Source organism: Dyadobacter sp. CY343, from assembly GCF_021390335.1.
In the GTDB taxonomy this organism is placed as follows: Bacteria; Bacteroidota; Bacteroidia; order Cytophagales; family Spirosomataceae; genus Dyadobacter.
In genome coordinates, this window is sequence record NZ_JAJUXK010000004.1 from 946,017 (window position 1) to 958,136 (window position 12,120).

Consider the following 12,120-nt stretch of genomic DNA (forward strand, 5'->3'; position numbering starts at 1 on the left):
GCGATGGAAACAACAACAGAACTACATAAAATAACGCTCCCGGTAACCGGCATGTCGTGCGCGGCTTGTGCGGTGAGCGTGGAAAGTATGCTGAAAAGCACAGCCGGGATTGAAAATGCGGGCGTGAATTATGCCAATCAATCGGTAACTGTGAGCTACGATCCCGGGGCTGTCACTTTGCAGCAAATGGACGAGGTATTGCAGGGAATAGGCTACGGGCTGATTATTGAAGACGATGAAGACGACGCGGTTGCCGAGCAGGAAAAAATCCAGCACGCCCATTACGCAGCTTTAAAAACAAAAACTATCTGGGCCGGGGTATTGACTGTTCCCGTGGTGATATTGGGTATGTTCTTCATGGAAATGCGGTTCGCGAATTACGTGATGCTTGCGCTCACGCTTCCGGTACTATTTTTCTTCGGCCGCGACTTTTTTGTGAATGCATGGAAACAGGCGAGCCACCGGAAAGCGAATATGGACACGCTGGTGGCACTTAGTACAGGTGTAGCATTCCTTTTCAGCACTTTTAATACCTTTTATCCACAATTCTGGCACGAGCGCGGGCTGCATCCGCATGTATATTTCGAGGCGGCGGCGGTGATCATCTTTTTTATTCTTTTGGGTAAATTGATGGAAGAAAGGGCTAAAACGAAAACTTCCGACGCACTGAAAAAGTTGATCGGACTGCAACCTAAAACCGTGCACGTGATCCGCGATGGTGCTGAGAATGAGATCAATGTAAAGGAAGTACTGGCAGGAGACGAGATTGTCATTCGCTCCGGCGAGAAAATTCCGGTAGACGGGAAAGTGCTTTCGGGAAGTTCGTTTGTAGATGAAAGTCTGATGACGGGCGAGCCGCTCGCGGCTGAGAAAAGCGCGGGCAGCCAGGTTTTCGCAGGTACGATCAACCAGAACGGCAGCTTTACATTCAAAGCTGAAAAAGTGGGCAAACAGACTGTATTGGCGCAGATTATTAAAACCGTACAAGAAGCGCAGGGAAGCAAGGCGCCGGTTCAAAAACTGGTAGACAAGATCGCCGGCATTTTTGTACCCGTCGTGATCGGAATCGCCATTTTAACATTGATCGTATGGATTTTCGCAGGCGGCGATAATGCATTGACACACGGAATAATGACGGCGGTATCTGTGCTGGTAATAGCCTGTCCGTGCGCACTGGGCCTCGCGACGCCTACTGCGATGATGGTGGGTGTGGGAAAAGGTGCGGAGAATAATATCCTGATCCGTGATGCCGAAAGTCTGGAAAAAGCGTTTCGCGTAAATGCGATCGTTCTCGACAAAACTGGTACCCTAACCCAAGGCCGCCCGGAAGTCACGGATTGGATCTGGAAGGTTGAAAAAACTGATCAGCAAAAGCATCTGGCCGCTGTAAGAGCTTTGGAATCCCGCTCCGAGCACCCGCTGGCTGCCGCGATCGTGCACTATATCAATGCGCCTTCCAATGCGAATGTTAGCGGATTTGCTTCTGTGACAGGCAGCGGGATACGTGGGGCGGTTGACAATGTGGAATATCTGATCGGCACCCTCAATTTCCTGAAATCAGAAAATGTCGATGTAAGTGACGAGCTGGTTCGCGAGGTAAGAAATTTGTCCGAGCAGGCCAAAACAGTTATTGCAATTGCCGCTGACCAGCAGATCGTGGCGCTAGTTTCTATTGCTGACGCCCTTAAACCTACTTCCTCTGAGGCAGTTGCGCAACTCAAAAAACAGGGTATTGAAGTGTATATGCTCACCGGCGACAATCTGCAAACTGCTGCGGCTGTCGCAAAGCAAACGGGTATTGAATCGTACCGGGCCGAAGTGAAGCCAGCCGATAAAATGCAGTTCATCAGCGAATTGCAATCAAAAGGAAAAGTAGTAGCAATGGTAGGCGACGGCATCAACGATTCGCAGGCGCTGGCCCAGGCCGACGTTAGTATTGCGATGGGTAAAGGTTCGGACATTGCGATGGACGTGGCCAAAATGACGCTTATTACTTCGGATCTGATGATTTTACCAAAAGCACTAAAACTATCCCGAAAAACGGTCGCCACGATCCGTCAGAACCTATTCTGGGCATTCATTTACAATGTAATCGGCATTCCGATCGCTGCCGGAATTCTGTACCCGATCAATGGTTTCCTGCTCGATCCAATGCTCGCAGGAGGCGCGATGGCGCTCAGCTCGGTATCCGTGGTGATGAATAGTTTGCGGCTGAAAAGTGCTCGTTTGTGAGATTTTTCAACTAAACACACAAAAACTCTGTAATACCCCGACATAATTCTGTAATGACTGGCGGGGCCCTATTGCCGATATTTGCAAAAGGAAATTTTAAATAAAACACTTGCAGCCTGGCTGCTATTGACAAATGGAAACACTCAAATTCAAGACAAATATTAAATGCGGAGGATGCATAGCAACTGTTACTCCGTTTCTAAATGGCGATGAAAACGTTGAAAAATGGGCTGTCAACCTGGAAAATGCCGACAGGATCCTGACCGTAGAGACCACACAATCTGCCGCTGAAATTGAACAACTGATCAAAAAGGCTGGTTACTCTGCCCAGGAAATAGCCTGATAATTAATATATTTGAACAGGTTATGCTCAAATTAAATAACCTGCAACCGAAATAACGCGCTGAAAAGCAACTATGAAAAGCAAATTGCACCGATCGATCACCGCCCTGATGGCATTTCTGATACTGTTTAGCAGTACCGGATTTGCCTTGGTGGAGCATCAGTGCATGATGCGCGGGAAATCGGTGCAGTTATTGGCGACTAAGAAAGCTGATTCAGAAAAAAAGGTAGGATCGTGCTGTGCGAAGAGAAAGGCTCAAACTGAAAGCAAAGGTACATTCTTTAAAAAAGCGGCTTGCTGCAAGGAAAGCCACACATTTGAGAAGCTTGATATAGTAACCGCCGCTTCGCATTCCGCTGCCAAAGTGATCAAAGCGTGGCCGGCGGATATTGTCTGGTTCAACACTTCCTATTTATTCCTTCGGGCACAGTGGATACTTCCGTCCGCGCCCGATTTCTCCGAGTTATCATCCTTCTCTTCCCGGCTTCACGGGAAAAGAATGCTCATTTTTATCCAGTCATTTCTGATCTGATACAATTGATAATGAACTAGTTGAATGCAAGTCAGTCGACTTGCTGGTTAATTTATTTATCAATCGAATCTATTTGAAATGAAAACCTATTTGGCGGGACTACTCTGCCTGATTTCCATTTCCCTCTCTGCCCAGCGCATTACCGGCTCGGTCAATGAGCAGGTGGCCAATTCCACGAAGCTGAGCCCGATTTCCGGCGCGAATGTATATTGGGCAGGAACCACACAGGCTACTGTCACTGATACTGCCGGACTTTTTAGCATTCCGCGATCAGCGCAATCTAACTTGCTCGTAATCAGCTTTGTTGGTTTTAGAAATGATACCGTAAAAGTGGGAGCTGACAGTGAATTACAAGTTGTTTTACGAAGTGACCAGACACTCGACGAGGTTACCGTACGCAGCGGCTCGGGCAGTATCGACAGACTTTCGCCCCATCAAACCGAAATAATCACAACCCGCGCGCTCGCCAAAGCGGCTTGCTGTAACCTGTCTGAAAGTTTCGAAACCAATGCATCCGTGTCCGTTTCATATAGCGACGCGGTGACCGGCTCGAAGCAGATCCAGATGCTGGGATTGAGCGGTACCTATATTCAGACCAATGTTGAGAATATACCTTCTCTGCGCGGCCTGGGCTCCACTTTTGGGCTCAATTTTATTCCCGGAACCTGGATCCAGTCTATTGATATCGGCAAAGGCGCGGGTTCTGTGGTGAATGGTTACGAATCCATGACGGGGCAGATTAATGTGGAGTTGCAGAAACCGGACACGCAGGAAAAGCTTTATCTCAACACCTATATTAATAATTTCGGCCGCGCCGAGCTGAACCTGAACCTGGCGCATCAAATCAATAAAAAATGGAGCACCGGCTTACTGACTCACGGAAGTACGCTGCAAAACAGGATCGACAAGAACGGTGACAACTTCCTGGACCTGCCGCTTTATAGTCAGGTAAATGTGGTGAACCGCTGGAAATACCAGGATGAAAAATGGATGGCGCAGTTTGGTGTAAAAGCCTTGGTGGAAGACAGAATGGGCGGGCAGAAGGATTTCGAGCGGGAAATGCGGGGTAGCGATCAGACTTATGGTTTTGGAGCAAAAATCAATCGTTACGAGTTTTTTTCTAAGATAGCGCGTCTTTTTCCTGAGCAACCTTACAAAGGTTTGGGCCTGATCGTGAATGCGGCGGTTCATGATTCCAAGTCTTATTTTGGAGTAAATAACTATGACGGAAAGCAAAAAACGTTTTACGCAAACCTGATCTATCAATCCATCATTGGCAATACAAATCATTCTTATAAAACGGGGTTGAGCTATTTGCTTGATAATTATAACGAGCGTTATCGCACCCTGACTTTGGCCAGAAATGAGTCGGTACCCGGCGCTTTTTTTGAATATACCTACAATCACCTCAATAAGTTTGTGTTTGTAGCCGGCGGCCGCGCCGATTTCCATAATCTCTACGGCACGCAATGGACGCCGCGGGTGCATTTGAAATATAGCCTCACTGATCAAACTACGCTGCGGGCTTCCGCAGGAAAAGGTTTCCGCGTTTCAAATCCGCTCGCTGAATATTACGGTAACCTTGTAAGTGCGCGGGATGTGGTTTTCAGGGAAAATATCCGGCCGGAAAAAACGTGGAATTACGGCGCTAGTGTCACGCAGGAGTTTACATTGGGCAATATGAATGGAAGTCTGATCGTGGATTATTACAGGACTGACTTTGAAAACCAGCTCGTTGCCGATTTTGAGGATCCGCGTTATATCCGTTTTTACAATCTCGAAGGAAAAGCTTTCGCGAACAGTTTTCAAGCCGAAGTGAATGTGATACCCGTCAAGCGTTTTGAGCTAAAACTGGCTTACCGGTTATTTGATGTAAAACAAACGGTGCGCGACATTTACGACCAAACTGTACTGCTGCCGAAAATGATGGTGAGCCGCGACCGGGTGCTATTTAATGCGGGTTATGCTTTGCCTTACGATAAATGGAAGTTTGATTTTACGGTTCAATGGAATGGAAAAAAGCGGCTACCGTACATGGGAAGCCTACCTGACCACCACATTCCCGGTAACCTGAATTCAACAATGGCGCCGTCATTTTATAACCTGAATGCGCAGATTACGCGGACTTTTCCGAAATGGGATATTTATCTGGGCGGAGAAAATTTAGCGAATTTCAGACAGAAAAACCCTATTATGGGCGCAGATCAGCCTTTTGGACAACAATTTGACGCAGGAATGGCGTGGGGACCGGTAGTAGGGCGAATGATTTACGCGGGACTGCGTTATAAGATTGTTAGATAAGGGGAGGAAAGGGAGGAAGGGAGGAAGGGAGGAGGGAGGAAAGGGCGGCCCGCGTAGGGAGGAAGAGGTTTAACATAGATCAACTTTATGAAGCTATTTATTAAAAATATGGTTTGTGACCGGTGTAAGCGGGTTGTTCGGGAGGAGCTGATGGGGCTTGGGCTTGAACTGACTTCGGTTGGGCTTGGGGAAGTTGAGACTGGCGGGGATATTGATTCGGAGAAATTGAAGGAGGTAAAGTCAGTATTGGAAGCCAACGGTTTTGAACTTCTGGATGATCGCAAACTGGCACTGGTGGAGCATATCAAGACTTTGATCATTGAAGAGATTCAAAATCTGAAAGGTCAGAAACCGGCGCAGATGAATTTTTCGGATTTTCTGTCCGAGAAGATCGGTTATGAATATTCCTATCTCAGCACATTGTTTTCTTCTGAAACCGGGCAGACCATTGAACATTATATTATCGCTCAAAAGGTTGAAAAACTGAAAGAATGGCTGTCTTACAACGAACTGACATTAAGCGAAATGGCGTGGCGGCTTTCTTACAGCAGTACCGCGCATTTGAGTAATCAATTCAAAAAAGTGACCGGAATGACGCCGGGAGAATTCAAGAAAGGTGCGATGACGCGCAAAACGCTAGATCAAATCGCGTGACATTTGAGATAAGTTGGTGTAAGTATTTAATTGATAAAACCTTCAATATGATGACAAAAGCACTTTTAGCCGCAAGCCTTTTTCTAATCCTCGGCTGTTCCGCAAACTCTGAAAAAAAAGAGGAAGCAAAGGAACAAACTACGGAAATCAAACCAGCTGACTTTGCGATTTATAGCTGTCCGATGAAATGTGAGGGGGATAAAACCTACCCGGAAGCTGGTAAGTGTCCGGTTTGTAAAATGGAAATGCAGGGAATGGCGTTTTATGGCGTGGATTCAATTAAACACCAGCATTAAGTATCAATAAAACGACTAGAATTTATGAAAACGACGATTTTTTCACTTATAACAATCCTTTTTCTAGGCTTAAATACAGCATTTACCTCTGATAAAGACAAGGAGGTAAAGATCAAAACTTCGGCGATCTGCGAAATGTGTAAAGCCCGCCTTGAACGTAATCTCGGACTTTCAAAAGGTGTAAAAGAATCTAACTTAAACCTTGATAATAAAGTAATTACGGTCAAATACAATCCGGGTAAAACCACGCCGGAGGCTATTAAAGCGACGATAATCAATACCGGTTACGACGCAGATACGCAACTGGCGAATCAGAAAGCGCACGATAAGCTGCCAAGCTGCTGCCGGAAAACTGCCGCGCCGCATTAAACCTTAAAAACACTTCATTATGAAATTCAACAAACTAAGCAACCTGGCCATTCTTGGCCTGGGAATGATCTCTGCGCCCGTTTTTGCGCAGCACGAACACCATCAGCAGCCTGCGAAAGACACTGTAAATCATGAAATGCACGAAAAGAAGGCAGATCATGAAACAATGGACCATAGCAAAATGGACCATAGCGGCATGCAGCATCAAATGACCCACAGTTCTTCACTCAGTCTGCCGATGACGCGAAATGGATCGGGTACCGGCTGGCAGCCCGACGCGACGCCGATGTATGCGTATATGAAACACGGCGATAAGTGGAATTACATGCTGCACGGAAGCATTTTTCTCAGATATACCTCTCAGAATTTTAACAATAAAAATAAAAAGGGAAACGACGCAAAATTCAGTGCGCCAAACTGGGTAATGGGAATGGCACAGCGGCAGATCGGGAAAAACGGCCTGCTGAACCTGCGGGCGATGGTTTCGGTGGACAGGCTTTTCGACGGCGGCGCAGGTTACCCGCTCCTTTTTCAATCGGGCGAAAGCTGGAAAAACGTGCCGCTCGTAGACCGGCAACACCCGCACGACCTGATTTCCGAACTTTCGGTGGGTTACACGCAGCGGATCAATGAAAAAATGGACTTAACCATTTACGCAGGTTACCCAGGAGAGCCGGCACTCGGCCCGACTGCATTTATGCACAGAATGTCTGCATTCAACAACCCTGACGCGGTTTTGGGCCACCATTGGCAGGACGCGACGCATATTACGTTTGGTGTGGTGACGGCGGGCGTGCGTTACTTGTGGTTCAAGCTGGAAGGGTCGTCATTCACAGGCCGCGAGCCCGATGAAAACCGTTTCGATTTCGACAAACCGCGTTTTGATTCTTACAGTTACCGGCTGCTTTTTAATCCTACGAAAAACTTCGCTTTTCAGGTGAGCCGGGCATTTATCAAAAGTCCTGAGCCGCTGCATGCGCACGATGATGTGACGCGCACAACCGCCTCGCTGCAACATAGCGCCAGTCTTGGAGGCGAGAACAAATGGATATCTTCGACGCTGCTTTGGGGACAGAATTCGGGTAGCCACAGCGGCAATTCGTATCTCGCTGAAACGAACCTGCAACTCAATAAATGGGCAATTTACGGCCGGTTTGAAAACGTGGAAAAGAGCTTTAATGACCTTCTGGAAGTGGGAAGCGATATTCCGGAATACTCGTCGAATGCGTCTATTTCGGCATTTACGCTGGGCATTAACAGGCAGCTTTTCTCTTTTTCTAATACGCTGGTTCAGGCTGGCGGACAGATCAGTTACCACAATGTAAATGACAACAATGCGCTTTTCAGGAATGCTTACGGTAAAAATCCCATGTCCGGACAGGTTTATCTGCGACTTACGCCGGGTTTGATGAAAATGTAGGATTATCATACGTAACTGCATTTCCGGGCTGCATTTTATTAGTTTTGCCAAAATTCAAAAACATCGCAGTGGCCTGGTATCACAGTTATTTTAAAGGTTTGCCCCAAGTCGCCTGGAAACTTCACCAGGACGAAGAATACACAGATTTCGAAGTTGACTTCCTGCGGGATGTACTTGAACTGAAAAAAGGTAACCAGGTACTTGATATCCTGTCGGGCTACGGTCGGCACGCGCTGCCACTGGCGGAGGCGGGATGCAAAATGACTTGCGTTGATATTTCAGCAGAGTATTGCGACGAGCTTTCAAAAGCGAAAACCAAGCGAAAATTGCCTGTTGAGGTATTGTGCGGCGATGTGCTGGAAACTGATTTTGGGCAGGTCAATTTTGATGCGGCTTATTGTTTGGGCAATAGCCTGAGCTTCTTCCCGCGCGCAGATATGCTCCGGTTTTTTACCAAAATTGCCGGTAGTGTCAAACCCGGCGGCCACGTTGCTTTGCATACCGAGAACCTTGCTGAGAGCATTTTGCCTAATTTCCAGGCTCGAAACTGGATGCCGGTAGGCGATGACATTTACTATCTTGCAGAAAATGAATACCGGCCCGAAGAAGGTTGCATTGAAGCCCAGCAGACTTTTATTTCAGGCAGCGAAAAGGTGACGCATACCGTTTACCAGTACATTTATACACTTGCTGAAATATCGGCAATGCTGGAATCAGTTGGTTTGAAAGTGGTAGGTACTTTTGGAAATCTGGAAGCCGATCCATTTGTTTTGGGCGACGAGCAGCTGTATCTGGTGGCTGTGCGTAAATAATCAATGCGGCAGCCTGGGGCGGAGGAAACCGTAAGTCCAGGTACCGGCGATTGCGCTGAGTAATGTGACGATAACAGCGAGATAACCGCTGCCTATCTGTGCAAATAGCGGCCCGGGACAAGCTCCGGTAATTGCCCAGCCGATCCCGAATAGTAAGCCTCCGTAAACCTGCCCTTTCTGAAAAATCTTGTCTTTGATATAAACCGTTTCGCCTGACATGGTTTTGATATTGAATCTCTTGATCAGCAAAACGGATATCAAACCTACGACTACCGCCGAGCCGATGACGCCGTACATGTGGAACGAATCGAGCCGGAACATTTCCTGAATGCGAAACCAGGAGATAATTTCAGCCTTCACGAATACGATCCCGAATAACGCTCCCACGATCAGGTATTTTAGATTGCTGCCAAAAGATTCGGGCGACTGCTGCATGTTGGTGCCTTCTGCTTCCTCTACGAAAGAGATATCCTGCCCGGCGCGGTTTTCCTTTAATGCTTTGTTTTGATTTTCCATGTCGGTTATCTGACTAGTTGTAACAGAAAAGGCAATATAAGGTGGGTACAAAGAAAGCCGCCCGCCATGAAACTGACCGTCGCTACGAGCGAAGGCCACTGTAAGTTCGACAGCCCCATAATCGCGTGGCCTGACGTGCAGCCTCCTGCATATCTTGTCCCAAAACCCACCAGGAAACCGCCAGCTACAAGAAATATCAATCCTTTAAGTGAAAAGATTTGAGCTGTACCAAATATTTCCGCAGGCATTAATCCTGAGAAATCTGTGATCCCAAAGGAAGCTAGCGTAGTTTGTGTATGTTCCGAAACGACTATCTGATCCGGATTTCCGAGCAGATAAGTGGTCAAAAACCCTCCCAATGCAATTCCTGCGACAAAGAACAGGTTCCACGATTCCTTACGCCAGTTGTATTTGAAAAAGGAAATATTTGCCGGAATAACGGCCGCGCAAATATGTCGCAGCGAAGAAGATATCCCGAAAGATTTATTTCCAAAAAGCAGCAAAATTGGCACCGTCAACCCAATCAAAGGCCCCGCCACATACCACGGCCAAGGCTGGCGAAATGCTTCCAGTAGTTCGTTCATATTGTTTGCGTATGATTCTTTTTAGAGGCCGGGGTTGGAATTGATATTTTTTGGATTGATCACCTTCAAATTCGGGATATTAACAAAGTCCTTTTCATTATCGGTGATCAGAGTCAGATTATTAGCAATTGCAGTAGCGGCAATAATGGCGTCGGGCGTTTTGACTCTCCTTTCTCTGCGAATTTTGACACAAATTTTAACGACCTCAGGTGTAATTGTCAAAACCTGAGAATCGTTGACAAAATCCCCAACCAGCCTACTAGAGGCAGTTTTCCAGGAAAGCAATTCGATCTGAGTGATCACAGAAATAATTGGAATCTGGTTAATTACACCATCTAAGAATACCATTCCGTCATCAGGAAGAAGTCCTGACAGATAATGCGAAACTGCATTTGAATCAATCAGATACTGCTCCATTCATTTCGGATTTGAGAGATATGCCTGCTCAGATCTTGCCCCTCTTCCCTACTCAATGTGCCCCTGTATTTCGACGATAAGCTGGAAGCTACCTTTTCCTCATGCTGGTGTATTCGAATTACGCTCATTGCTTCCAGATCCAAGAGCAGTTGCAATGCTTTTTCATGTGTGAGCTCAACAAGCAGCTTTTCCATAGTTCCTGTCTTTATTTTCCTAATTTACAAACATTCACCTACATTCTTAATCCCCTTCCAAAACCGGCACTTTTGTCTTCGATACTGCTCCGAAACCGCCTTCTATGTTGATAACCCCTTCGATTCCTCTTGATTTCAGGATCGATGCGGCGACCATGGAGCGGTAGCCGCCGGCACAGTGAATATAGAGGTTTTTGTCTTTTGGAAATTCTTCCATCAGGTCGTTAATATAATCGAGCGGCAGGTTTTTAGCTCCTTCAATGTGCCCCGAGGCAAATTCGTCAGGTTTTCGCACATCAATTATTTCCAGCCCGCCTTTTTCAAAATCAGCTTCAAACTCGTTTGCGGAAATTGATTTGATGGAATCCACTTCCTTCCCGGAAGCTTCCCAGGTTTGGAAACCGCCATTCAAATAGCCAATAGTGTGATCGTAACCAACCCTGGCCAGCCTGGTAATCACTTCTTCTTCCTTGCCTGGCTCGGTGATGATCAGCAAAGTCTGCTTCAAATCCGGCACCAGCGCACCTACCCAGGGTGCAAAACTTCCGTCGATACCTATATTGATCGAATTTGGAATAAAACCTTTCGCAAAATCGGTCGCTTTTCTGGTATCGATGATCAACGCGCCGGTATTGTTGGCTTTTGCTTCAAATGCTTCGGCCGACAAAGCCTGATCGCCGCGTTCGAGCACATCGTCGATACTTTCGTAACCGTCACGGTTCATTTTCACATTCTTGGGAAAATATTGCGGCGGCTCGGTCAGGCCGGCTGTTACTTCTTTGACAAATTCTTCCTTCGTCATATCCGCCCGCAATGCGTAATTGAAGCGTTTTTGATTACCCAGCGTGTCGGACGTTTCCTTACTCATGTGTTTTCCACAAGCCGATCCCGCGCCGTGCGCCGGGTAAATAATTACATCGTCGGGCAGCTGCATTACCTTGTTCCGCAGACTATCGAAAAGCATTCTGGCAAGATCATCCATCGTCAGTTCTCCTTTTTGAGCCAGATCTGGTCGGCCCACATCGCCGATAAAAAGGGTGTCCCCGCTGAACAATGCGACAGGTTTACGGTTTTTATCCAAAAGCAGATAACAAGCCGATTCCAGCGTGTGGCCCGGCGTATGCAATACCTGGATCGTGATTTCCCCCAGCTGAAATTCTTCTCCATCACTAGCAATATGCGCTTTAAAGCCCGTTTTTGCGCCCGGTCCGTAGATAATGGGAGCGCCCGTTTTTTCAGAAAGATCCAAATGACCGGAAACGAAATCCGCATGAAAATGCGTCTCAAATACATACTTGATCGTCGCGCCTGTTAGCGCGGCCTTGCGAATATAAGGTTCTACTTCGCGGAGCGGGTCTATGACCGCGGCTTCGCCATTTGAAACAATAAAATAAGCACCCTGAGCAAGGCAACCGGTATATATCTGTTCTATTTTCATGCGGAAAGTAAT

14 protein-coding genes are annotated in these 12,120 nt (G+C 47.0%); 9 read left to right on the forward strand and 5 right to left on the reverse strand.

What is annotated here, in order from left to right; genetic code table 11:
* Nucleotides 1-3: 3 nt before the first annotated feature.
* The 9 genes from LZG94_RS16000 (at nucleotide 4) to LZG94_RS16040 (ending at nucleotide 8,959) form a co-directional block, all read left to right on the forward strand.
* Nucleotides 4-2,232 carry a cation-translocating P-type ATPase gene (locus LZG94_RS16000; RefSeq protein ID WP_233792843.1) on the forward strand — a complete coding sequence of 743 codons (2,229 nt, stop codon included), beginning with the start codon at nucleotides 4-6 and terminating at the stop codon, nucleotides 2,230-2,232.
* 133 nt (nucleotides 2,233-2,365) lie between these two features.
* A complete protein-coding gene (locus LZG94_RS16005) occupies nucleotides 2,366-2,575 on the forward strand; it encodes a heavy-metal-associated domain-containing protein (protein WP_233792844.1) in 210 nt (69 codons plus the stop codon).
* A gap of 73 nt (nucleotides 2,576-2,648) precedes the next feature.
* On the forward strand, nucleotides 2,649-3,107 hold the full coding sequence (locus LZG94_RS16010) for a hypothetical protein (RefSeq protein WP_233792845.1): 459 nt from the start codon (nucleotides 2,649-2,651) through the stop codon (nucleotides 3,105-3,107).
* A 78-nt stretch (nucleotides 3,108-3,185) separates the two neighbouring features.
* Complete coding sequence (locus LZG94_RS16015) at nucleotides 3,186-5,408, forward strand: TonB-dependent receptor domain-containing protein (protein ID WP_233792846.1); 2,223 nt, start codon at nucleotides 3,186-3,188, stop codon at nucleotides 5,406-5,408.
* An 87-nt stretch (nucleotides 5,409-5,495) separates the two neighbouring features.
* The gene (locus LZG94_RS16020) at nucleotides 5,496-6,062 is read left to right on the forward strand and encodes an AraC family transcriptional regulator (RefSeq protein WP_233792847.1); all 567 of its coding nucleotides are present in this window, start codon (nucleotides 5,496-5,498) and stop codon (nucleotides 6,060-6,062) included.
* A complete protein-coding gene (locus tag LZG94_RS16025; protein WP_233792848.1) occupies nucleotides 6,059-6,358 on the forward strand; it encodes a heavy metal-binding domain-containing protein in 300 nt (99 codons plus the stop codon). Before LZG94_RS16020 ends, LZG94_RS16025 begins: the two co-directional genes overlap by 4 nt.
* Nucleotides 6,359-6,382: 24 nt before the next feature.
* The gene (locus LZG94_RS16030) at nucleotides 6,383-6,727 is read left to right on the forward strand and encodes a heavy-metal-associated domain-containing protein (protein WP_233792849.1); all 345 of its coding nucleotides are present in this window, start codon (nucleotides 6,383-6,385) and stop codon (nucleotides 6,725-6,727) included.
* A gap of 19 nt (nucleotides 6,728-6,746) precedes the next feature.
* Nucleotides 6,747-8,147 carry a hypothetical protein gene (locus LZG94_RS16035; RefSeq protein ID WP_233792850.1) on the forward strand — a complete coding sequence of 467 codons (1,401 nt, stop codon included), beginning with the start codon at nucleotides 6,747-6,749 and terminating at the stop codon, nucleotides 8,145-8,147.
* Nucleotides 8,148-8,215: 68 nt separating this feature from the next.
* Nucleotides 8,216-8,959, forward strand: coding sequence for a class I SAM-dependent methyltransferase (locus tag LZG94_RS16040; protein ID WP_233792851.1), 744 nt, complete (start codon nucleotides 8,216-8,218; stop codon nucleotides 8,957-8,959).
* On the opposite strand, the gene LZG94_RS16045 is transcribed toward LZG94_RS16040, so the two are convergent.
* The 5 genes from LZG94_RS16045 to LZG94_RS16065 form a co-directional block, all read right to left on the reverse strand.
* Nucleotides 8,960-9,394, reverse strand: a complete 435-nt coding sequence (locus LZG94_RS16045) for a YeeE/YedE family protein (protein WP_233793127.1) — start codon at nucleotides 9,392-9,394, stop codon at nucleotides 8,960-8,962.
* Between the two features lie 86 nt (nucleotides 9,395-9,480).
* On the reverse strand, nucleotides 9,481-10,059 hold the full coding sequence (locus LZG94_RS16050; RefSeq protein WP_233792852.1) for a YeeE/YedE family protein: 579 nt from the start codon (nucleotides 10,057-10,059) through the stop codon (nucleotides 9,481-9,483).
* Between the two features lie 21 nt (nucleotides 10,060-10,080).
* Nucleotides 10,081-10,476: a type II toxin-antitoxin system VapC family toxin gene (locus LZG94_RS16055; RefSeq protein ID WP_233792853.1), complete on the reverse strand. Its 396-nt coding sequence runs from the start codon at nucleotides 10,474-10,476 to the stop codon at nucleotides 10,081-10,083.
* The gene (locus LZG94_RS16060; protein ID WP_233792854.1) at nucleotides 10,461-10,670 is read right to left on the reverse strand and encodes a hypothetical protein; all 210 of its coding nucleotides are present in this window, start codon (nucleotides 10,668-10,670) and stop codon (nucleotides 10,461-10,463) included. The genes LZG94_RS16055 and LZG94_RS16060 overlap by 16 nt, the downstream gene beginning before the upstream one ends.
* 46 nt (nucleotides 10,671-10,716) lie before the next feature.
* Nucleotides 10,717-12,108 (reverse strand): rhodanese-like domain-containing protein, encoded by a 1,392-nt coding sequence (locus tag LZG94_RS16065; protein ID WP_233792855.1) that lies wholly within the window; start codon nucleotides 12,106-12,108, stop codon nucleotides 10,717-10,719.
* Nucleotides 12,109-12,120: the final 12 nt, after the last annotated feature.

Excerpts from the sequence above, each read along its gene's own strand:
- LZG94_RS16035 (WP_233792850.1), top strand. The coding sequence starts at position 6,747 with ATGAAATTCAACAAACTAAGCAACCTGGCCATTCTTGGCCTGGGAATG.
- LZG94_RS16065 (WP_233792855.1), bottom strand. The coding sequence starts at position 12,108 with ATGAAAATAGAACAGATATATACCGGTTGCCTTGCTCAGGGTGCTTAT.
- LZG94_RS16060 (WP_233792854.1), bottom strand. The coding sequence starts at position 10,670 with ATGGAAAAGCTGCTTGTTGAGCTCACACATGAAAAAGCATTGCAACTG.
- LZG94_RS16050 (WP_233792852.1), bottom strand. The coding sequence starts at position 10,059 with ATGAACGAACTACTGGAAGCATTTCGCCAGCCTTGGCCGTGGTATGTG.
- LZG94_RS16000 (WP_233792843.1), top strand. The coding sequence starts at position 4 with ATGGAAACAACAACAGAACTACATAAAATAACGCTCCCGGTAACCGGC.
- LZG94_RS16055 (WP_233792853.1), bottom strand. The coding sequence starts at position 10,476 with ATGGAGCAGTATCTGATTGATTCAAATGCAGTTTCGCATTATCTGTCA.
- LZG94_RS16015 (WP_233792846.1), top strand. The coding sequence starts at position 3,186 with ATGAAAACCTATTTGGCGGGACTACTCTGCCTGATTTCCATTTCCCTC.
- LZG94_RS16045 (WP_233793127.1), bottom strand. The coding sequence starts at position 9,394 with ATGCAGCAGTCGCCCGAATCTTTTGGCAGCAATCTAAAATACCTGATC.
- LZG94_RS16005 (WP_233792844.1), top strand. The coding sequence starts at position 2,366 with ATGGAAACACTCAAATTCAAGACAAATATTAAATGCGGAGGATGCATA.
- LZG94_RS16030 (WP_233792849.1), top strand. The coding sequence starts at position 6,383 with ATGAAAACGACGATTTTTTCACTTATAACAATCCTTTTTCTAGGCTTA.
- LZG94_RS16020 (WP_233792847.1), top strand. The coding sequence starts at position 5,496 with ATGAAGCTATTTATTAAAAATATGGTTTGTGACCGGTGTAAGCGGGTT.
- LZG94_RS16010 (WP_233792845.1), top strand. The coding sequence starts at position 2,649 with ATGAAAAGCAAATTGCACCGATCGATCACCGCCCTGATGGCATTTCTG.